At 71.0% G+C, this 18,469-nt stretch carries 21 protein-coding genes; 11 read left to right on the top strand and 10 right to left on the bottom strand.

Annotated elements, in window-relative coordinates:
* Window positions 1–17: 17 nt before the first annotated feature.
* The 5 genes from ACTU3I_RS14290 (at window position 18) to ACTU3I_RS14270 (ending at window position 4,959) form a co-directional block, all read left to right on the top strand.
* Window positions 18–1,022: a sugar phosphate isomerase/epimerase family protein gene (locus tag ACTU3I_RS14290; protein ID WP_442926359.1), complete on the top strand. Its 1,005-nt coding sequence runs from the start codon at window positions 18–20 to the stop codon at window positions 1,020–1,022.
* Window positions 1,023–1,106: 84 nt separating this feature from the next.
* Entirely contained in the window at window positions 1,107–1,346 is a 240-nt protein-coding gene (locus tag ACTU3I_RS14285; RefSeq protein ID WP_442926358.1) for a DUF3072 domain-containing protein, read from the top strand.
* A 67-nt stretch (window positions 1,347–1,413) separates the two neighbouring features.
* Window positions 1,414–3,498, top strand: a complete 2,085-nt coding sequence (locus ACTU3I_RS14280; RefSeq protein ID WP_442926357.1) for a sensor histidine kinase — start codon at window positions 1,414–1,416, stop codon at window positions 3,496–3,498.
* Window positions 3,488–4,147: a response regulator gene (locus ACTU3I_RS14275; RefSeq protein WP_442926356.1), complete on the top strand. Its 660-nt coding sequence runs from the start codon at window positions 3,488–3,490 to the stop codon at window positions 4,145–4,147. Before ACTU3I_RS14280 ends, ACTU3I_RS14275 begins: the two co-directional genes overlap by 11 nt.
* 113 nt (window positions 4,148–4,260) lie before the next feature.
* Window positions 4,261–4,959 carry a hypothetical protein gene (locus ACTU3I_RS14270; protein ID WP_442926355.1) on the top strand — a complete coding sequence of 233 codons (699 nt, stop codon included), beginning with the start codon at window positions 4,261–4,263 and terminating at the stop codon, window positions 4,957–4,959.
* Window positions 4,960–5,038: 79 nt separating this feature from the next.
* Here the strand turns inward: ACTU3I_RS14270 and ACTU3I_RS14265 are convergent, their stop codons facing one another.
* Together ACTU3I_RS14265 and ACTU3I_RS14260 are read right to left on the bottom strand one after the other, a co-directional pair.
* Window positions 5,039–5,764, bottom strand: a complete 726-nt coding sequence (locus ACTU3I_RS14265) for a DUF72 domain-containing protein (protein ID WP_442926354.1) — start codon at window positions 5,762–5,764, stop codon at window positions 5,039–5,041.
* Complete coding sequence (locus ACTU3I_RS14260) at window positions 5,761–6,258, bottom strand: MarR family winged helix-turn-helix transcriptional regulator (protein ID WP_442926353.1); 498 nt, start codon at window positions 6,256–6,258, stop codon at window positions 5,761–5,763. Before ACTU3I_RS14260 ends, ACTU3I_RS14265 begins: the two co-directional genes overlap by 4 nt.
* 165 nt (window positions 6,259–6,423) lie before the next feature.
* On the opposite strand from ACTU3I_RS14260, the gene ACTU3I_RS14255 reads away from it, so the two are divergent.
* Complete coding sequence (locus ACTU3I_RS14255; protein WP_442926352.1) at window positions 6,424–6,972, top strand: MarR family winged helix-turn-helix transcriptional regulator; 549 nt, start codon at window positions 6,424–6,426, stop codon at window positions 6,970–6,972.
* 77 nt (window positions 6,973–7,049) lie between these two features.
* Complete coding sequence (locus ACTU3I_RS14250) at window positions 7,050–7,310, top strand: three-helix bundle dimerization domain-containing protein (protein ID WP_442926351.1); 261 nt, start codon at window positions 7,050–7,052, stop codon at window positions 7,308–7,310.
* 12 nt (window positions 7,311–7,322) lie between these two features.
* Here the strand turns inward: ACTU3I_RS14250 and ACTU3I_RS14245 are convergent, their stop codons facing one another.
* Window positions 7,323–7,634: a DUF7882 family protein gene (locus ACTU3I_RS14245; RefSeq protein ID WP_442926350.1), complete on the bottom strand. Its 312-nt coding sequence runs from the start codon at window positions 7,632–7,634 to the stop codon at window positions 7,323–7,325.
* 108 nt (window positions 7,635–7,742) lie between these two features.
* Between ACTU3I_RS14245 and ACTU3I_RS14240 the strand changes: the two genes are divergently transcribed.
* Complete coding sequence (locus tag ACTU3I_RS14240; protein WP_442926349.1) at window positions 7,743–8,060, top strand: DUF7882 family protein; 318 nt, start codon at window positions 7,743–7,745, stop codon at window positions 8,058–8,060.
* Between the two features lie 2 nt (window positions 8,061–8,062).
* Here the strand turns inward: ACTU3I_RS14240 and ACTU3I_RS14235 are convergent, their stop codons facing one another.
* On the bottom strand, window positions 8,063–8,392 hold the full coding sequence (locus tag ACTU3I_RS14235) for a DUF7882 family protein (protein WP_442926348.1): 330 nt from the start codon (window positions 8,390–8,392) through the stop codon (window positions 8,063–8,065).
* A 128-nt stretch (window positions 8,393–8,520) separates the two neighbouring features.
* Here ACTU3I_RS14235 and ACTU3I_RS14230 point away from each other — a divergent pair, with 128 nt between their 5' ends.
* Window positions 8,521–8,646 (top strand): hypothetical protein, encoded by a 126-nt coding sequence (locus tag ACTU3I_RS14230; protein ID WP_442926347.1) that lies wholly within the window; start codon window positions 8,521–8,523, stop codon window positions 8,644–8,646.
* A 2-nt stretch (window positions 8,647–8,648) separates the two neighbouring features.
* On the opposite strand, the gene ACTU3I_RS14225 is transcribed toward ACTU3I_RS14230, so the two are convergent.
* The 3 genes from ACTU3I_RS14225 to ACTU3I_RS14215 are packed head-to-tail and all read right to left on the bottom strand — an operon-like array spanning window position 8,649 to window position 11,514.
* The gene (locus tag ACTU3I_RS14225) at window positions 8,649–10,049 is read right to left on the bottom strand and encodes an aspartate aminotransferase family protein (protein ID WP_442926346.1); all 1,401 of its coding nucleotides are present in this window, start codon (window positions 10,047–10,049) and stop codon (window positions 8,649–8,651) included.
* Window positions 10,050–10,107: 58 nt separating this feature from the next.
* Window positions 10,108–10,284 carry a hypothetical protein gene (locus tag ACTU3I_RS14220; protein WP_442926345.1) on the bottom strand — a complete coding sequence of 59 codons (177 nt, stop codon included), beginning with the start codon at window positions 10,282–10,284 and terminating at the stop codon, window positions 10,108–10,110.
* A gap of 48 nt (window positions 10,285–10,332) precedes the next feature.
* Window positions 10,333–11,514: an ROK family protein gene (locus ACTU3I_RS14215; RefSeq protein WP_442926344.1), complete on the bottom strand. Its 1,182-nt coding sequence runs from the start codon at window positions 11,512–11,514 to the stop codon at window positions 10,333–10,335.
* Between the two features lie 76 nt (window positions 11,515–11,590).
* Between ACTU3I_RS14215 and xylA the strand changes: the two genes are divergently transcribed.
* Together xylA and xylB are read left to right on the top strand one after the other, a co-directional pair.
* The gene (xylA, locus tag ACTU3I_RS14210) at window positions 11,591–12,778 is read left to right on the top strand and encodes a xylose isomerase (RefSeq protein WP_442926343.1); all 1,188 of its coding nucleotides are present in this window, start codon (window positions 11,591–11,593) and stop codon (window positions 12,776–12,778) included.
* Window positions 12,779–12,871: 93 nt separating this feature from the next.
* The gene (gene xylB / locus ACTU3I_RS14205) at window positions 12,872–14,269 is read left to right on the top strand and encodes a xylulokinase (protein ID WP_442926342.1); all 1,398 of its coding nucleotides are present in this window, start codon (window positions 12,872–12,874) and stop codon (window positions 14,267–14,269) included.
* A gap of 33 nt (window positions 14,270–14,302) precedes the next feature.
* Here xylB and ACTU3I_RS14200 read toward each other — a convergent pair whose 3' ends face one another.
* From ACTU3I_RS14200 to ACTU3I_RS14190, 3 genes are read right to left on the bottom strand one after another with little or no spacing between them, the layout of a single operon-like run.
* Entirely contained in the window at window positions 14,303–16,600 is a 2,298-nt protein-coding gene (locus tag ACTU3I_RS14200; RefSeq protein ID WP_442926341.1) for a beta-glucosidase, read from the bottom strand.
* A 1-nt stretch (window position 16,601) separates the two neighbouring features.
* The gene (locus tag ACTU3I_RS14195; protein ID WP_442926340.1) at window positions 16,602–17,477 is read right to left on the bottom strand and encodes a carbohydrate ABC transporter permease; all 876 of its coding nucleotides are present in this window, start codon (window positions 17,475–17,477) and stop codon (window positions 16,602–16,604) included.
* Window positions 17,474–18,469, bottom strand: coding sequence for a carbohydrate ABC transporter permease (locus ACTU3I_RS14190; RefSeq protein ID WP_442926339.1), 996 nt, complete (start codon window positions 18,467–18,469; stop codon window positions 17,474–17,476). Before ACTU3I_RS14190 ends, ACTU3I_RS14195 begins: the two co-directional genes overlap by 4 nt.

Raw genomic sequence — 18,469 nt, 5'->3', positions numbered from 1 at the left:
CCGGAAAGGAGATCGCGATGACGCGACCGATCACCCTGTTCACCGGCCAATGGGCCGACCTGCCCTTCACCGAGGTGGCACGCCTCGCCGGCGAGTGGGGCTACGACGGCCTCGAGATCGCCTGCTGGGGCGATCACCTCGACCCGTGGCGCTGGGACGACGACGCCTATGTGCAGGAGAAGCTCGACGTTCTGGAGCGCAACGGCCTGAAGATCTGGACGATCTCCAACCACCTCAAGGGGCAGGCCGTCTGCGACGACCCCATCGACGCCCGCCATCGCGACATCCTCTCCGACCGCGTTTGGGGCGACGGGAACCCGGAGGGCGTGCGTCAGCGCGCCGCGGAGGAGATGAAGAACACCGCACGCCTGGCCGCGAAGCTCGGCGTGGCAACGGTCACCGGCTTCACCGGATCGAGCATCTGGAAGTACGTCGCGATGTTCCCGCCGGCCTCTGCCGAGATGGTCGACGCCGGCTATCAGGACTTCGCCGACCGGTGGAATCCGATCCTCGACGTGTTCGACGAGGTGGGAGTGCGCTTCGCCCACGAGGTGCATCCGTCGGAGATCGCCTACGACTACTGGACCACGGTCCGTGCGCTCGAGGCGATCGGGCACCGGGAGGCGTTCGGCCTGAACTGGGATCCGTCCCACATGGTCTGGCAGGACATCGACCCGGTCGCCTTCCTGTGGGACTTCCGCGACCGCATCTTCCACGTCCACTGCAAGGACACCAAGAAGCGCCTGGGCAACGGTCGCAACGGGCGGCTGTCGTCGCATCTCGCGTGGGCCGACCCGCGCCGCGGGTGGGACTTCATCTCCACCGGCCACGGCGACGTGCCCTGGGAGGACGCCTTCCGCATGCTGAACGCCATCGGCTACGACGGCCCGCTGTCGGTCGAGTGGGAGGATGCCGGGATGGACCGCCTGGTAGGCGCCCCCGAGGCCCTCGGGTTCGTCCGGAAGCTGTCGTCGTACGAGCCGTCGGGGGCCGCGTTCGACGCCGCGTTCAGCCGGCGCTGAAACGCCGCGTCGACGTGCCCGCGGGGTCGGAGCTTCCGAGTCAAGGCCCGGGCCGGAGTCGGCTGCCCTGCCTAGCATCGAGGCATGTCCGAATCGAATGACGACCGCGAGATGCTCGGCGCGACCTCCGATGGCGCCGACGCGGCTCAGAAGGATCCCTCGACGTGGGTGACCGGCGACGAGCCGATCACGGCCGCGCAGCGCAGCTACCTCGACACCCTCGCCCGCGAGGCCGGGGAGGAGATCCCCGCAGACATCACGAAGGCCGAGGCGTCTGAGCACATCGAGCGGCTGCAGCAGAAGACGGGTCGCTCCCCCCAGTAGCCGCGTTCGTGCAACTCGGGACACCGGTCCCGTGACAGCGGGACACTGCTGCTGACACGATGAGCGGATGACCCGCGCCCTGGCCTCGAGCCGCGTCGCGACTCTCGTCGCCCTGGCGGTGGCTGTCGTCGCCGGTGCGGGCGCCCTCGTCTTCGACGTCCTCGTGCTGCCGGCGCATCCGCAACCGCCGTTGTCGTCCGGATGGGCGGGGGTCCTCCCGGGCGCCGCTCTGCTGGTGGCCGGGAGCCTCCTGCTGTGGCGTCTGGCGTGGCATCCCATCGCCGTCGTGCTGACCGCGTTCGGCGTGCTGTGGGTCGTCGACGGGCTGGCCTCCGCGGCGGTCAACTACGCCTGGTACTTCGACCGCGCGGCGGCGTGGGCGCTCCCGGCCTTCTGGTTCTTCACGCGGTTCGGGTCGGTGCTGCTTCTTCCCATCACCCTGCTGCTCCTGCTCTTCCCCGACGGCCGGCTGCGTCCTCGCGGATGGCGGATCGTGTCGATCGTGTCGATTGCGCTGAGCCTGGTGATGCCGTTCGCGTTCCTCTTCGCCCCCGCCCGGGCGCTGGCCGCTGACGACCCCGACCGCGACCCGCTGATGGCCGTCTACGAGCGCGACATCGGGGTGCTGCCGCTTCCGGACGGGGTGTGGTCGGTGCTCCTGCAGGTCGGCGCGCCGTGCATGGCGCTCTCGCTGCTGCTGGCCTTGGTCGTCTGCGTCAGTCGCCGATTCGGGGCGTCGGCCGATGAACGCGCGCAACTGCGCTGGCTGGTGTGGTCGGGCATCGTGTTCGTCGCCTCGCTGGTGGGCATGCCGTACGTCCCGACCTTCCTCGTCGACGTGATGCTCACGCTGGCGATCGGGCTGGTCTGCGCCTCGGTCGTGCTCGCCGTGACGCGCCACCGGCTGTACGCGATCGACCGCGTGCTTCCCTGGACCCTCGCGTACGGTCTGCTGCTCGTCGGTGTGCTGGCCGTCGACATCGTGCTCGTCCTGGCGCTGGGCAGCGCGATCGACGATCGCGTGGCGCTGGTGGCGGCGATGATCGTCGTCACCGCCGTCTACGCGCCGCTGCGCGATCGCGTCTTCGCCTTCTTCAGCCGTCTCGTCAGCGGTCGTCGCGGCGACCCGTATGCCGTCGTCTCTTCGCTCGGCGACCGGCTGGACGGCTCAGCCGACACGCGCACGCAGTTGGGGGAGCTCGCCGCCGCGGTCGCGGAGGCGTTCGCGTCCCCCTACGTGCGGGTCGAGTTGGATCGCGCCGAGAGCGCGCCGCTCATGGCGGAGCGCGGGACGCCCGGGGTGGCGCCGGTGACGGTGCCGATCGACTCCGGCGGCGTCGTGATCGGCCGCATCCTGCTCGAGCCGGGTCGGCGCCCGGTGGTCTCACGGCGTGATCAGCGCCTCCTGGGCGACCTCGTGCGGTTGGCGGCCGCATCCCTCCGCGGTGCGGAGCTCAGTCGCGAGCTGCAGGCCATCCGCGAGCGACTCGTCCTCGCCCGCGAGGAGGAGCGTTCGCGCCTGCGGCGCGAGCTGCACGACGGGCTCGGGCCGGTGCTGGGTGGCGTGAAGCTGCGCCTGGAGACCGCGCGCAACCTCGCGGAGAAGGCGCCCGAGCGCTCGGTCGCGCTCCTGGATGCCGCGATCGCCGACTCGAGCGAGGCCATCGACGAGATCCGTCGGATCGTGCACGACCTGCGCCCGCCCGCCCTCGACGATCTGGGTCTCCTCGGCGCGCTGCGCCAACAGGCCGCGCGGCTGTCGGGCGGGGGCCTCGTCGCCACCGTCACCGGGAACCCGCCCGCGGCGCTCCCGCCCGCGGTCGAGGTGGCCGCGTATCGCATCGCGTCCGAGGCCCTGGCCAACGCCCGGCGTCACTCCGAGGCATCCGTCGTCACCGTCGAGCTGCGGGCCGACGGTCCCGAGCTCGAGCTGATCGTGCGCGACGACGGAACGGGGATCCCCGACGACGCCGCCGGTGGTGTCGGCCTGCGATCTCTCCGCGAGCGCGCAGCAGAGCTGGGCGGGACGGTCGTCATCGAGCGGCCGGGCGAAACCGGCACTGTCGTCCGGGCGCTCCTTCCGCTGGTCCCGGCCGGCTCCGACTCTTCCGCCCGTGCCATCCAAGAGGAGGCGTCCGCCCATGTCCGCTGAGCCGATCCGGGTCGTCCTCGTCGACGATCATCCTGTCTATCGCGAGGGTCTGTCGCTGCTTCTGGAATCGATGGACGGTGTCGACGTCGCCGGCACGGCCGCCGACGGCGAGGAGGCGCTCACCGTCGTCGAGAGGGCCGACGCCGACGTCGTCGTCATGGACGTGCAGATGCCCAAGCTCGACGGCATCGCCGCCACGCGGGAGCTCGTGACGCGCCATCCGCACCTCGGCGTCGTCGTGCTCACGATGTCTGAGGACGACGAGACGGTCTTCGCCGCGATGCGCGCGGGGGCGCGCGGCTATCTCGTGAAGGGGGCGAGCCAGCATCAGATCCTCGCCGCCGTCCGAGCCGTGGCCGGCGGCGAGCTCGTCTTCGGCGCCGCGATCGCTCGCCGCGTGGCGGAGTACTTCGCCGCGGGCCCGGCGTCGGCGCCGGGGATGGACGTGTTTCCGCAGCTGACGGCGCGGGAGCGGGAGATCCTCGACCTGCTGGCGGCAGGGCGGTCGAACCCGCACATCGCGCAGGCGCTGTACCTCTCGCCGAAGACGGTGCGCAACAACGTGTCGAACATCTTCGCCAAGCTGCAGGTCGCCGACCGCGCGGAGGCGATCGTGCGGGCGCGGGACGCCGGTCTCGGCCGCGGCTGACCCGTCCCGGGCGCGACTCGGGACATCGCCGGGACGCAGCGCCCTGGGCGCCCGGGACGGCGGGGCGGGAATCTGGAATCACCAACCAGAAACGCCCCGAAAGGCACACGAACATGGACCTCTTCGCATCCGCGACCTCGGCGACCGCCGCCGCCCCCACCCGCCCGCAGCGCCGCGGCATCGAGTTCGGACCCGTCCGCCCCACCCTGTTGCAGCGCATGGGCGGCCTTGCCCTCGTCGCCGCGCCGCTGTTGTTCACCGGCGGCATGCTCACCTCCCCCGCCCAGACCGAGCCCGGCAACGCCGGCTACATCGCCTCGCTCGCCGCCGACCCGGCGCTGAGCCTGTGGTCGGCGAACCTCCTCCACTACGGCTGGGTCGCTCTCGCGATCGGCGCGGTGTCGGCCCTCGGCCTTCTCCGCGGTGCGCGCGGCCGCGTCTTCCTCCCGCTGGCCGTCGCGATCCTGACATTCGGTGCTATCCAGATGTCGGGGCTGCTGCTGAGCGACTGGTTCCTCGTCAGCGCCGGCAACGTCCTCACGATCGACCAGGCGGTGTTGATGGACGAGTCCGCCAAGGAGTGGTCGGTCGCGATCTGGCAGTACACCGGCATGGCCGGCGGCATCCTCGGCATCGGCCTGCTCGGACTCGCCCTGGCCCGGGCGAAGGCGGTGACGTGGTGGATCGCGCCCCTGGCGTTCCTCCCGTGGGTCCTGCCCGCGTTCGGGCTCGGCCTCATCGGCACCCTCGCCGCGCTGGTCTGCTATGCCCCGCTGTTCGTCGCCGGCACGCGCCTGGCGCTCGCGAAGTAGCCCTCGCCGAGAGTGCATCGCCTCGCCGAAACGGTACCGGATATGGTGCCGGTTCGGCAGGGCGGTGCACTTTCGCGCGTCAGGCCAGAGCGTCGCGCAGCGCCCGCGCGTCGCGGACCGCGTTGCCGCCGAGGTCGTTGTTGAAGTACGCGAACACGTCCCGCCCCTGGCCCAGCCATTCCCGGATGCGGTCGGCCCACCACGCGATCGCCTCCGGCCCGTACGAGCCGTTGTAGAGCGTGTCGTCGGGGCCGTGCAGCCGCACGTACACGAACGGAGCCGTCGCCCGCAGGATGCACGGCAGGTTCGCCCCGCTCATCACGCAGTACGCCGCCTGGTGCCGCTCGAGGATCTGGAACACCTCCTCCGCCGCCCACGACGGATGCCGCAGCTCCATCACCGGTCGCGAGTCCGGCGGAAGGCCGGTGAGGAACGCCTCCAAGCGCGCGTCATCGCGCTCGGCCCCCGGCGGAAGCTGCGCGAGGAACGGACCCCGCCGAGGCCCGAGCGCCGCGAGGCCCGCGGCGATCCGCTCCTGCCAGGGTTCGCTGAGCTCGAGCCGGCGCGCGTGCGTCACCCCGCGGGGCGCCTTCACGGCCATCACGAAGTCCTCCGGCACACGGTCGCGCCACGCGGCGAGGCGTTCCGGTCTCGGCCAGCGGTAGAAGCTCGAGTTGAGCTCCACGGTGTCGAACTCCTGCACGTACCGCGCCAGCTGGTCGCGCGTGCCGCGCTCGTACAGCACACCGCGCCAATGGGCGTAGCTCCACCCCGACGTCCCGATCCGGGCGCGGGCGCCGGTCATCGCGCCGAAGGCGGTGCCGCCGCAGTGGCGTTCTCGGTGACGTCGGCCAGATAGTGCTCCTCCGCGCGGTGCAGCTCGTCGAGGAAGTCCACGACGATCCGCCGCTCCGAGGCGCCCAGGCGCGCGGCGGCGAAAGCGACGGCGACGCGACGCACGGCCAGCAGGCGGCGGGCGGGAGAGCCGGCGGGTACCGTCGCGCGCACGAGGATGCTGCGCCGGTCCTGCGGGTGCGGCGCCCGCTCGACCCACCCGGCGTCGGCCAGGCGGTCGATGAGAGCGGTGATGGCTGCGGACGAGATCCCGAGCAGATCGGCGAGACTCCGCGGCGTCACGGTCTCGCCGCTCGCCTCGAGATCCAGGAGGTGGCGGAGCACGTGAGCATCCCTCGGGCCGATGCCCAGCGCCTGCAGGATGGCGCGGTCGACAGAGGTCTCTGCCGCGGACAGGTCGTCGAGTGCCGAGACGACATCATCCGCTGTCGCTGTGTGCCTCACGTCCCTCCCCGGCGTGCATCGGTAGGTAACCTAGATACTCCGCTGCCGATCAAGTAGATCTGCAACTGAATGGATCGTACTCCGCGAACGCGATCGGCGCAGGAGTCGGGCGCAACCGGCCGGGGGATGGACGCGCGGCGCATGCGCTGGCATAGGATGCGAGACGTGGAATCAACGCCGGCCGAATCGTCGCGGTACTGGTACGGCGCCACGGACGAAGATCGTCGGCGCCGTGCCGTCGAGGTGCTGCAGGCCTTCCGGGTTTACCGGGCCGCCGAGATCGCGATGCGCCGGCGTACGCGGGAGTCGATGTCGATGGGCGAGAACGAGCTCCTCGTCCTGCGCTATCTGCTGAAGGCATCGGGGGAGGGCCGGTCGGTCTCGCCGAGCGAGCTGACGCGATACCTCGGCGTCTCGACGGCCTCCACGACGGCGATCATCGACCGGCTCGAGAAGTCCGGTCACGTCACGCGGGTGCCGCACCCGTCGGACCGGCGGAGCATCCTGGTCGTGGCCACCGCGGAGTCCGATGCCGAGGTGCGCGCGACGCTCGGGAGCATGCACCAGCGGATGATGGCCGCCGTCATCGACATGACGCCCGAGGAGAGCGCGGTCGTGATCGAGTGCCTGGCGCGCCTGCAGGAAGCCGTCGACGAGGTCGACAAGCACGTGTCGACGGGCGAGCAGACGCCACCGGTCGAAGTGGCGTTCTGACGCCGGCGCGGTGACTAATCAGGCTCTCGAACTACTCGGCGAACGAGCATTCGCAATCGCTCGAGGGGCATGACACGATGAGCCTCATGCACGACAACGCCGCGGACGGCTCGCCCGCGACAGCATCCTCCGACGCGTCGATCACGGTGATCGAAGGCATCGAAGTGGCAGCGTTCACGACCGTCGTCGAACGCCTCCGGGCCGAGTACCCGGCCCTGCCGACCACCCGTATCGAAGCGGTGCTCATGCGGGAGTGGGAGGCGTATACGGCCGGCCGCCCGCTCGTGGTGCCGGTCGCCGTCGAGGCCGGGGTGCGCGAACTGCTCGACCAGGCGTGACGCCCGTCGCGGTCACTGCCCCGGTTCGGGCGGCTCGGGGACGAGCAGCAGCCCGCCGGAGGAGTTCGCGGAGTTCGCGAGCTCCTCGATCCACGCGCGGCTGAGCATCGCCGGCTCGGGGTCGTCGAACACGAATCGCAGCGGAATCGACGGATGCAGCCACACGGTGCTGCGACCGGGTTCCTGATCGTCCGGATGCGTCCATGAGAGCGTGAAGCTCTCACCTCGACGCAGCTTCGTCGCGATGACCACCTTGAGGTGTGCCAGTGCGCGGTCCTCGATCTCGATGGGTGTGGCGGAGTCGCCGTAGAAGATCGTTCCCACGTCAATACGTTATCGGGCCCGCCCCGTCGCGCCGGAGGGGTTGCGCCCGGCGGTCGCTGCGCCTACGCGGGCGTCTCGCCGGCGAGCCGTGAGCGCTAGGCTCGCCGCATGGGCAGATTCATCTACGACACCATGGCGAACTCGGTCGACATCGATGACCGTACGCTCGCCCACCTCCGGATCGTCGTGATGAACAAGCTGCGGCGCTCGGAGTCGTTCATGTTCGACGTCGAGGTCGGCGACGGCAGCGGTCGACGCAGTTACTGGATGCATCCGGCCGTCCCCATCCAGTTCCACTTCTTCGGCAGCCGGAGCCCCCGCATCAACCGCGCCTGGGTGGAGGAGCTCATGCTCGTTGCCAGCGGTCCGAACGGCCTCTCGATCGTGCCGGAGCCCTCGGAGGACGCGGTCGTCGAGGAGGGCTGAGGCTACGACAACTCGGACGGTTCCGTCGTGACGTCGAAATGCTCGGCGACGAGCATGATACCCCCCGAGGAGTTGGCGGAGTTCGCGAGCTCTTCGACCCACTGACGGCTCAGCGTGGCCGGCTCCGGATCGTCGAAGACGAACCGGAGGGGAATCGAGGGATGCAGCCATAGGGTGCTGCGCCCGCGCGGGGAGCCGTCGGGATGACGCCATGACACCGTGAAGCTCTCGCCGCGACGGAGTTTCGTGGCGATCACCACCTTCAGGTGCGCGAGGGCGCGATCCTCGATGTGGATGGGAGCTCCCGATCCGCCGTAATAGATGGTGCCCATGCCCCCACCCTAGCCTCCGGGCCCGCTGGGCCCCTATGGGCCGGTTACGCCGCGTCCGCGGTCGCTGTCAAGGGGATGCGGCGTCGGCGGGAGCGCGGGAGCCTGGGGTTCTCGCGAGGGAGGCCGTCATGGCTGCACGTCCGCACCAGGGAGCATCGGATCAGGAGGACGCCGCCGAGCACTCCGATGTCTTCGCGGGCCTCGTCCCCATCGACGTCGTCGACGGGGAGCTGCTTCCGCGCCGCCACCGCTGACGTCAGAGCAGCGACGCGGCCTCGCTCAGGACGCTGCGGAGGATCTGCTCGATCTCGTCGAACTCCGCCGGACCGGTCGTGAGCGGCGGGGCCAACTGGATGACGGGGTCGCCGCGGTCGTCCGCGCGGCAGTAGAGCCCCGCCTCGAGGAGGGCGCCGGAGAGGAATCCCCGCAGGAGCCGCTCCGACTCCTCCGCGTCGAACGTCTCCCGCGTCGCCTGGTCCTTCACCAGCTCGATGCCGAAGAAGTACCCGGCGCCGCGCACGTCGCCCACGATCGGGAGATCCCGGAGCTTCTCCAGCGTGGCGCGGAAGACGGGGGAGTTCTCGCGTACGCGCTCGTTGAGCCCCTCCTCCTCGAAGATGGCGAGATTCTCCAGGGCGACCGCGGCCGAGACCGGGTGACCGGCGAACGTGTATCCGTGCGGGAAGCTCACCGTGCCGGAGGCGAAGGGTTCGTGGATGCGGTCGCTGATGATCGTCGCGCCGATCGGCGAGTACCCGCTCGTCATGCCCTTCGCGCACGTGATCATGTCGGGGACGTATCCGTAGGCGTCGCACGCGAACCACTCGCCGATGCGACCGAATGCGCAGATGACCTCATCGCTGACGAGCAGGACGTCATGGCGGTCGCAGATCTCGCGCACCCGGGCGAAGTAGCCCGGGGGCGGCGGGAAGCATCCGCCGGAGTTCTGCACCGGCTCGAGGAAGACCGCCGCGACGGTCTCCGGCCCCTCGAACAGGATCACCTCCTCGATGCGGTCGGCTGCCCACCGGCCGAACTCCTCCTCGCTTCCCGTGAAGCCCATCTCGGCAGCGCGGTAGTAGTTCGTGTGCGGCACGCGGAAGCCGCCGGGTGCCACCGGCTCGAACATCTCCTTCATTGCGGGGAGGCCGGTGATCGCGAGAGCGCCGTGGGGGGTCCCGTGATACGCGATGGCCCGTGAGATGACCTTGTGCTTCGTGGGGCGGCCGACGAGCTTCCAATACTGTTTCGCGAGTTTGAAGGCGGTCTCGACCGCCTCGCCGCCACCGGTCGAGAAGAACACGCGGTTGAGGTCTCCCGGCGCGTACGCGGCGAGACGCTCGGCGAGCTCGATCGCGGCGGGATGCGCGTACGACCAGATCGGGAAGTAAGCGAGCTCGGTCGCCTGCGCGGCGGCCGTCTCCGCCAGGCGCCGGCGGCCGTGCCCGGCGTTGACGACGAAGAGCCCGGAGAGCCCGTCGATGTAGCGCCTGCCCCGGGTGTCCCAGATGTGGTGGCCTTCGCCGCGCTGGATGATCGGGATGCCCGCGCCCTCGGTCATCGCTGATTGCCGCGCGAAGTGCATCCACAGATGGTCGCGCGCGGCGGCCTGGAGTTCGGTCTCGGTGCGCCGTCCAGAACCGGTCGTCGTGGACATGGGGGCTCCTTCCGCCCGCGGGCGCGTGCCCGTGTGACCCCGACGCTAGCGGTGCGGCTCAGCCGATGCCACCGCCCGGACCCTCCGGCGGCAGCGGCAGGGTCGGCTCATCGGGGTTCGGGGCGAGGGGCTCGTCCGGGTACGGCGCGCTCGGCTCGGCCGGGGGGCCGTCCGGGGAGGGATCGGGCAGTCCCGGGGAGGAGGGGAGGTCGGGGGGAAGGGTGGGATCGCTCATGCATCCACTCTTCGCGCGACCGCGTGCGCAGCCAACGGGTTGCCCGCGTCAGGATCGGGGTGTAGCGATCGCCGCGGGGTCTTCCAGCACCGGCTCGAACACCGCCTCGGCCGCTCCGATGAGCAGCCGGTCGGCGGCGAGAGAGGCCACGCGGATGTCGAGGCCCTCGGCGTTCGCCGGCATGGACTGGGCCGTCACCGCCGCCGCCAGAGCGGGCAGATCGAGTTCGGCGAGGGTCGCGAGGAAGCCGCCGAGCACGATGACGGCGGGGTTGAGGACGTTGACGGCGTTCGCCAGCGCCGTGGCGAGGATGCGGCGCTGCCGCGCGAGCTCGGACGCCGCCGCCGGCGAGGTGGTGTGGGTGAGCACGGCGGCGAGCGTCTGCTCGTCGGCGGTGGCGAGCCCGACCGCTTCGAGGAGCCGCGCGCGGCTGACCTCGTCTTCGAGGACGCCGTCGGGCGCGCGCCGGTCGTCGTCCGACACGATGCCCGGGCGGTTCTGGCCGAACTCCCCGGCGTAACCCCCGGCGCCTCCCACGGCCACCCCTCCGACGATGAGCCCGCCCCCGATGCCGCTCGCACCGCCGTTGAGATAGACCACGTCGTCGATGCCGCGAGCGGCGCCGAAGCGGTGCTCGGCCCACGTGCCGAGGGTGGCGTCGTTGGCCACGACAGTGGGGAGGCCGGTGGCATCCGCCAAGAGCGTGCGCAGCGGAGCTTCGGTCCAGCCCAGGTGCGGCGCGGTGCGCACGACCCCGTCGACACCGCGCACGAGCCCCGGGACGGCGACACCGATGCCGAAGATCGTCGCGTCGGAGAGCACGCCCTTCCGCCACGACTGCACGCGGGTGCGGACCAGGTCGGCTGTGGCCGCGGGGGTGAGGAGGGAGTACATCTCGACGCGCTCGCGCACCGGGATGCTGCGGTCCAGGCGCACCGCGGCGATCTCGAGCGCGTCGACCTCCGGATTCACCGCGATCGCCGTCGGTCCGGGCGAGGTCTGGACGACAGGGGAGGGGCGACCGACCCGACGCTCCGGCGACGGCGCGAGCTCGTGCACCAACCCGAGGTCCGCGAGCTCGGCGACGAGGTCGGCGATCGTGGAGCGGTTGAGGCCCAGCTCGGCGGTCAGCACCGCACGCGACGCGGCCCCGCCGACGTGCACGCGACGCAGCAGTCTCCCGAGGTTGGCGGCGCGGACCTGTTCGCTTCCGGTCCGCGGCGTGCTCATCGCCCCACAGTAGCGACGGTGCGCAAGGTGCGATAGGTTGTGGACGGCAACAATTCTCTCGACGAAGGCGCGGATCATGCCCACACCCACCCCCGCGGACAAGTTCTCCTTCGGTCTGTGGACCGTCGGGTACAACGGCACCGACCCGTTCGGCGGCCCGACGCGACCCGCTCTCGATGTCGTGCACGTCGTCGAGAGGCTCGCCGAGCTCGGCGCCTACGGACTGACCTTCCATGACGACGACCTGTTCGCGTTCGGCTCGAGCGACGCGGAGCGGCAGGCGCAGATCGATCGGCTGACGAAGGCGCTGGGCGACACGGGGCTCATCGTGCCGATGGTGACGACGAACCTCTTCAGCGCGCCGGTGTTCAAGGACGGCGGCTTCACCGCGAACGACCGCGATGTGCGACGCTTCGCACTGCGCAAGGTCTTCCGCCAGCTGGACCTCGGTGCAGAGCTGGGCGCGAAGACCTTCGTGATGTGGGGCGGCCGCGAGGGCGCCGAGTACGACTCCGCCAAAGACATCCGCGCGGCCCTCGAGCGCTACCGTGAGGCCGTCAACCTGCTCGGTCAGTACGTGGTCGACAAGGGCTACGACATCCGCTTCGCGATCGAGCCGAAGCCCAACGAGCCCCGGGGCGACATCCTGCTCCCGACCCTCGGCCACGCCCTGGCGTTCATCGACTCACTCGAACGCCCGGAGCTGGTGGGACTGAACCCCGAGGTCGGGCACGAGCAGATGGCAGGGCTCAACTTCGCCGCCGGCATCGCCCAGGCCCTGTACCACGGCAAGCTCTTCCACATCGACCTCAACGGGCAGCGCGGCATCAAGTACGACCAGGACCTCGTGTTCGGTCATGGTGATCTCCACAACGCGTTCGCGCTCGTCGACCTGCTGGAAAACGGCGGGCCCGGTGGCGTGCCGGCGTACGAGGGTCCCCGCCACTTCGACTACAAGCCGTCCCGCACCGAGGACGAGACCGGGGTGTGGGAGTCGGCCGCGGCCAACATGCGCACCTATCTGCTGCTCAAGGAGCGGGCCCAGGCGTTCCGGGCCGACCCCGAGGTGCAGGAGGCGCTCGCCGCCGCGAAGGTCGACGACCTCTCCACCCCGACGCTCGGCGACGGCGAGACGTACGACGACTTCCTCGCCGACCGCTCCGCGTTCGAGGACTTCGACGCGGATGCCTACTTCGGCGGCAAGGGCGGCGGTTTCGTCCGCCTGCAGCAGCTGGCCACCGAGCATCTGCTCGGCGCGCGCTGACACCCCCTCGGCGAGCGTCCACGACTCGCCGCTCGCGTTGGGGGCGCGGCGGGGTGTCGTGGACACTCGACGCCCTGTGAGAAGGAGACGCGGATGCCGTTGGTAGCGGGCGTCGACTCGTCGACGCAGTCCTGCAAAGTCGTCATCCTCGATGCCGACACCGGGGTCGTGGTGCGGGAGGCCCGCGCACCGCATCCGGTGGGCACCGAGGTCGACCCCGAGGCCTGGTGGCAGGCGCTACGGCAGGCACTCGCCGACGCCGGGGGCCTTCCCGACGTCGCCGCCGTGTCGATCGCCGGGCAGCAGCACGGCATGGTGGCGCTGGATGACCGGGGCCGCGTGATCCGCCCTGCGCTGCTGTGGAACGACACCAGGTCGGCGGGTGCTGCGGCCGACCTGGTCCGGGAGGTCGGCGCCGACGCGTACGCCGCGCGGACGGGTGTCGTGCCGGTCGCCTCGTTCACGGCCGCGAAGCTCCGATGGCTGCGCGACGCCGAACCCGACAAAGCCGCCGCCGTCGCCGCCGTCGCGCTGCCGCACGACTGGCTGACGTGGCGCCTCCGAGGCTTCGGCCCGGAGAACCCGCGCCTCGACGAGCTCACGACCGATCGCTCCGATGCATCCGGCACCGCCTATTGGGGGCCGCACGGCTACGACCGCGATCTGCTCGTGCGCGCGCTCGGGCACGACGCGGTGGTGCCGCGCGTGGCCGACGCCGGCGAGAGCGTCGGCCGCACGCCCGAGGGCGCCCTCGTCGGCCCGGGCGCCGGCGACAACGCCGGTGCCGCGCTGGGCCTGGACGCCGCACCCGGCGATGTCGGGGTGTCCATCGGCACCTCCGGCACGGTTTTCGCCGTGACCGACCATGCGGTGGCCGACGCCACCGGGACCGTCGCCGGATTCGCGGATGCGGCGGGCGGCTACCTGCCGCTCGTGGCGACGCTCAATGCCGCTCGCGTGCTGGATGCGACAGCGCGCCTTCTCGCCGTGAGCCACGAGGAGCTCGCAACCCTCGCCCTCGCGGCCGACCCCGGCGCCGGCGGCGTCGTGCTCGTGCCGTGGTTCGAGGGCGAGCGCACGCCGAACCTGCCGACCGCGCGGGCGTCGGTGTCGGGGCTGTCTCTGGCGAACGCCACCCGTGAGAATCTCGCGCGCGCCGCGGTCGAGGGGATGCTGGCGGGACTGGCGACCGGCCTCGACGCGATCCGCTCGCTGGGCGTCGGCGCCGAGCGAGTGCTGCTCATCGGCGGCGCGGCGCAGAGCCCAGCCGTCTCGACGATCGCGGCGCAGGTGTTCGACGTGCCGGTGGTCGTCCCCACCCCCGGCGAGTACGTCGCCCTCGGCGCCGCTCGCCAGGCGGCATGGGCGCTGACGGGCAGGCGGCCGACCTGGCCGGTGCCGCTGCAACAGGAGTCCGTCTCGGACCCGCGCCCCGGCATCCGCGCCGCCTACGATCACGTCGCCGCCGTCCGCGCGACGGAGGTCGGCTGACGCACCCCGCGCCGGTCCGCTCCGGCGCAGGGTTCAGACCGACGCAGGGAGCGCCAGCGTGATGCCGGCCGTCGCGATGCGGGCGTCGGCGGCCGTCACCGTGTGCACCGTGCCGGTGAGATCGATCGTGGTCTCGACGTCGCGCTGTGCGCACGACGGTCCCACCCACAGCTCCACACGGCCCGGCTCGACGATGCGCTGCCCGTCGCGTCCGGCGAACGCGAGACGGGTCGACGGAACCCAGAACGTCACGCGCCGGCTCTCTCCCGGCTCGAGCGGCACCCGCTGGTAGGCCAGGAGCTGTGCGAGGGGACGCGTCATGCTCCCCTGCACGTCGTGGCCGTACAGCTGCACGACGTCGTCGCCGGCGACCCCGCCCGTGTTGCGCACCGTCACCGCCACGGTGAAGGCCTCGCCCGCCGGGGCGGCCGCATCGGCGGTGAGGTCGGTGCGCTCGAAGGCGGTGTAGCTCAGGCCGAACCCGAACGGTCGGGCGGGCGTCGGGTCGGCGCTGGTGATGTCGCTGCGCCCGCCGAGGCGCGGGTGCAGGTAGGTGTAGGGCTGCGCCCCCGCTGAGCGCGGGAGCGAGACGGGCAGATGCCCGGAGGGGTTCACCCGCCCCGAGAGCACACCGGCGATCGCTCCCGCGCCCTCTTCTCCGGGGAAGAACGTCTGCACGACCGCCGCGACGGCGGAGTCGCCCTCCAGCGCCCAGTCGATCGCATACGGGCGACCGGACACCACCACGAGGATCACGGGGGTTCCGGTCGCCGCGACCTGTTCGACGAGCCGGCGTTGGACGCCGGGCAGCTCGAGGTCGTCGACGTCGTTGCCCTCTCCGACGGTCCCGCGCCCGAAGAGGCCCGCACGGTCGCCGACGACGACGATCGCGACGTCGGCGACGGATGCGGTGGCCGCGGCATCCGCGATGCCCGAGACGTCGTCGCCGTCGACGTCGCAGCCGCGCGCGGTCTCGATGGCGGCATCGGCGAACTCCGCGCGGAGCGCGTCGAGGACCGACGGGATGCGGATGCCAAGCTCCACGCCGGGGTGGTGGGCCAGCACGTGGTTGACGAACGAGTAGCAGCCCATGAGCGCCTCCGGGGCGTCCGCGTTCGGGCCGATCACCGCCACGCGCGGGGGAGCGGCGAGGGGGAGCGCACCGTCGTTGCTCACGAGCACGACGGACTCCTCGGCCAGGCGCCGGGCCAGGTCGCGATGGTGAGGGGAGTCCAGGTCCACGGCCACGGGCGGTTCGGCGAAGGTCTCGTCGAGAAGGCCCAGTTCCTCCTTCTGCGCGAGCACGCGCAGCACGGACCGGTCGAGCAGCGACTCGGGAGTGCTGCCCTCCCGGATGCGCGCGACGAGCGGGTCGCCGAAGGCGTCGACCGTGGGGAGCTCGACGTCGATGCCCGCGCGGAGGGCGAGATCGGCCGCCTCTCCGAGGTCGGCGGCCACGCCGTGGGTGGAGTGGAGGAACGCCACCGAGAAGTAGTCCGACACGACCGGGCCGTCGAACCCCAAGCGCTCCCGGAGCAGGTCGTGGAGGTACGCGCTGCTGGCCGCGACGGGCTCGCCGTCGATCTCGGCGTAGGAGTTCATCACCGACCGTGCCCCGCCGTCGCGCAACGCCATCTCGAACGGCGGGATGAGGACGTCTGCCAGCTCGCGCGGCCCGGCATGCACGGGGGCATGGTTGCGGGCCGCCTGCGACGCGGAGTAGCCGACGAAATGCTTGAGGGTCGCGTGCACGCCGGCGCTCTGAAGCCCCTGTACGTAGGCGGTGCCGATCGTGCCGACGACGTACGGATCCTCGGCGATGCACTCGTCCACGCGTCCCCACCGCGGATCGCGGATGACATCGAGCACGGGCGCGAGCCCCTGATGGATGCCGAGCTGTCTCATCGACTCGCCGATCGACGAGGCCATCTCGGTGACCAGGGCCGGGTCGAAGGAGGCGCCCCAGGCCAGCGGCGTCGGGAAGGTCGCGGCCTTCCACGCGGCCAGCCCCGTGAGCACCTCCTCGTGCACGATGGCGGGGATGCCCAGTCGCGTCTGGGTGAGGAGCCGGCGCTGTTCGCCCCACAGCCATCCGGCGCGCTCGATCGGATCGACAGGGCGGGTGCCGTACACGCGGGTGAGGTGGCCCAGCCCGTGCACTGTCACGTCGGCGTACTTCGACGAGGTGACCATCTCGTTGGCGAGAGGAGCGACGACCTCTCCGCCTTGATCGACCCAGAACCCCACCAGCTGCGCCAGCTTCTCCTGGACTGTCATGTCCGCCAGCAGCGCGCGCACGCGTGCTGAGGGTCCCGTGTGTGCGTGCGTCATGTCAGCCCTTCACCGCGCCGGTCAGGCCGCCCACGATCCGTCGCTCGAACAGGCTGAAGAACGCCAGAGCGGGGAGCATGGACAGCGACGTGAACGCCAGGACGCGAGCGGTGTCCACCGAGTACTGCGACGAGAACGCCTGCACGCCCAGGGGGAGCGTGAAGGCCGCCTCGTCGTTGAGGATGAAAAGAGGCAGGAGGTAGGCGTTCCAGCTGTTGACGAACGCGAGGATGGCCACCGTGATGACCCCGGGCACGGCCAGGGGCAGCACCATCCGCCAGAAGAACGCGAGCCGCCCGCATCCGTCGATGTAGGCGGCCTCCTGAATCTCGTCGGGGATGGCGCGCAGGAACGGCACGAGGATGATGACGGTGATGGGCAGGGCGAAGGCGATCTGGGGGAGGATGATGCCCGGCAGGCTGTTCATGAGCCCGAGCGAGCGCACGACGATGTACAGCGGCGTGATCGCCACCGTGATGGGGAACATCAGCCCCGAGGCGAACAGCGCGTACAGCGCCCCGCGGCCGCGGAAGCTGTAGCGGGCGATGACGTAGCTGGCCATGAGACCCAGGGCCACCGCTCCGGCCGTCGTCGCGAGCGCAACGAGGGTGGAGTTGCCCACCTGGGTCCAGAACTGGCCGCTGCTGATGACGCCGGCGTAGTTCTCGAGGTTCCAGGGGCTCGGGAACCCGGCCGGGTCGACGGTGATCTGGGAGTTCGTGCGAAACCCGCCGAGGATGATGTAGATGACCGGTCCGAGCATCACGGCGATGACGACCAGGGCGATGAAGTACACCGCCGGCGGGCCCCACGGCAGGCGTTGCCGCTGTCGCGCGCGGCCGGCGGTGCGGGCTGTCGTGAGCGTCATCGTGGTCATCGGGCGCCCCTCTCTGTGATGGCGCCGGCGGTGTCGCGGCGCAGCACGAATCGCTGGTAGACGAGGGCGACGATCAGCGAGATGACGAAGATGACCACGGCGACGGCGTTGCCGTAGCCGAAGTTGCCCGCGTTGCGCCCGGTGGCCACCATGTAGATCGCCATCGTGTTGGTGCCCGCGACGGAGGAGACGTACTGGCCCCAGATGATGTAGACGAGGTCGAAGAGCTGCAGCGCGCCGATGATCGACAGGAACGCCCAGATGCGCAGGGTGGGCGCGAGAAGCGGCAGCGTGATGCGTCGCTGGATCTGCCAGTAGGTGGCGCCGTCGATCGCGGCCGCTTCATACAGCTCCTCGGGGATGCCCTGCAGGCCCGCGAGGAAGAGGATGACGGCGAAGCCGACGTACTTCCACGTCAGGATCGCCATGAGCGTCCAGATCGCTATCGCGGGATCGGACAGCCAGTCGGCCGTCAGAAAACCGAGCCCGAGGTTCTCGAGCGCACCGTTTGCCGCGCCCTTCGTGGCCAGCAGAAGGCTGAAGCCGGTGCCGACCACCACTTCGGCGATGACATAGGGCACGAAGATGAGCACCCGGATGACCGACTGCCCCCGCATCCGGCGGTTCAGCAGCAGAGCGAGCAGGATGGCGATCGGCCCCTGCAGCACCAGCGACATCACGACGATGAAACCGTTGTGCAGGAGCGCGGCCTGGAAGTTGGGGTCGGTGAAGATCGTGACGTAGTTCTTGAGCCCGACGAAGTCGGTCGCCGGCCCGTACCCGGCCCAGCGGAAGAACCCGTAGTACGCGGCCATGATCACCGGGACGATCACGAAGCCGACGAAGAAGAGCACGGCCGGGCCGGCCATGAGCAGCACCTCGAGGCGCCCGGGCCAGCCCAGCCCGCGACGACGTCGCGCGCGCGGCACGGACGGGGGCGGCGTCGTGCCGCCCCCGTCGTGCTGCGCGAGGTTCGCGTCCGTGGCGGACAT

This window comes from Microbacterium sp. RD1, assembly GCF_052220165.1.
Taxonomy (GTDB): Bacteria; Actinomycetota; Actinomycetes; order Actinomycetales; family Microbacteriaceae; genus Microbacterium.
This window is presented reverse-complemented; position numbering and strand designations above follow the sequence as displayed.

Excerpts from the sequence above, each read along its gene's own strand:
- ACTU3I_RS14290 (WP_442926359.1), top strand. The coding sequence starts at position 18 with ATGACGCGACCGATCACCCTGTTCACCGGCCAATGGGCCGACCTGCCC.
- ACTU3I_RS14225 (WP_442926346.1), bottom strand. The coding sequence starts at position 10,049 with ATGTCCACGACGACCGGTTCTGGACGGCGCACCGAGACCGAACTCCAG.
- ACTU3I_RS14200 (WP_442926341.1), bottom strand. The coding sequence starts at position 16,600 with ATGACGCACGCACACACGGGACCCTCAGCACGCGTGCGCGCGCTGCTG.
- ACTU3I_RS14265 (WP_442926354.1), bottom strand. The coding sequence starts at position 5,764 with ATGACCGGCGCCCGCGCCCGGATCGGGACGTCGGGGTGGAGCTACGCC.
- ACTU3I_RS14230 (WP_442926347.1), top strand. The coding sequence starts at position 8,521 with ATGGCTGCACGTCCGCACCAGGGAGCATCGGATCAGGAGGACGCCGCC.
- ACTU3I_RS14190 (WP_442926339.1), bottom strand. The coding sequence starts at position 18,469 with ATGTCCGCCACGGACGCGAACCTCGCGCAGCACGACGGGGGCGGCACG.
- ACTU3I_RS14280 (WP_442926357.1), top strand. The coding sequence starts at position 1,414 with ATGACCCGCGCCCTGGCCTCGAGCCGCGTCGCGACTCTCGTCGCCCTG.
- xylA (WP_442926343.1), top strand. The coding sequence starts at position 11,591 with ATGCCCACACCCACCCCCGCGGACAAGTTCTCCTTCGGTCTGTGGACC.
- ACTU3I_RS14250 (WP_442926351.1), top strand. The coding sequence starts at position 7,050 with ATGAGCCTCATGCACGACAACGCCGCGGACGGCTCGCCCGCGACAGCA.
- ACTU3I_RS14215 (WP_442926344.1), bottom strand. The coding sequence starts at position 11,514 with ATGAGCACGCCGCGGACCGGAAGCGAACAGGTCCGCGCCGCCAACCTC.
- ACTU3I_RS14195 (WP_442926340.1), bottom strand. The coding sequence starts at position 17,477 with ATGACCACGATGACGCTCACGACAGCCCGCACCGCCGGCCGCGCGCGA.
- ACTU3I_RS14270 (WP_442926355.1), top strand. The coding sequence starts at position 4,261 with ATGGACCTCTTCGCATCCGCGACCTCGGCGACCGCCGCCGCCCCCACC.
- ACTU3I_RS14220 (WP_442926345.1), bottom strand. The coding sequence starts at position 10,284 with ATGAGCGATCCCACCCTTCCCCCCGACCTCCCCTCCTCCCCGGGACTG.
- ACTU3I_RS14240 (WP_442926349.1), top strand. The coding sequence starts at position 7,743 with ATGGGCAGATTCATCTACGACACCATGGCGAACTCGGTCGACATCGAT.
- ACTU3I_RS14275 (WP_442926356.1), top strand. The coding sequence starts at position 3,488 with ATGTCCGCTGAGCCGATCCGGGTCGTCCTCGTCGACGATCATCCTGTC.
- ACTU3I_RS14285 (WP_442926358.1), top strand. The coding sequence starts at position 1,107 with ATGTCCGAATCGAATGACGACCGCGAGATGCTCGGCGCGACCTCCGAT.
- xylB (WP_442926342.1), top strand. The coding sequence starts at position 12,872 with ATGCCGTTGGTAGCGGGCGTCGACTCGTCGACGCAGTCCTGCAAAGTC.
- ACTU3I_RS14235 (WP_442926348.1), bottom strand. The coding sequence starts at position 8,392 with ATGGGCACCATCTATTACGGCGGATCGGGAGCTCCCATCCACATCGAG.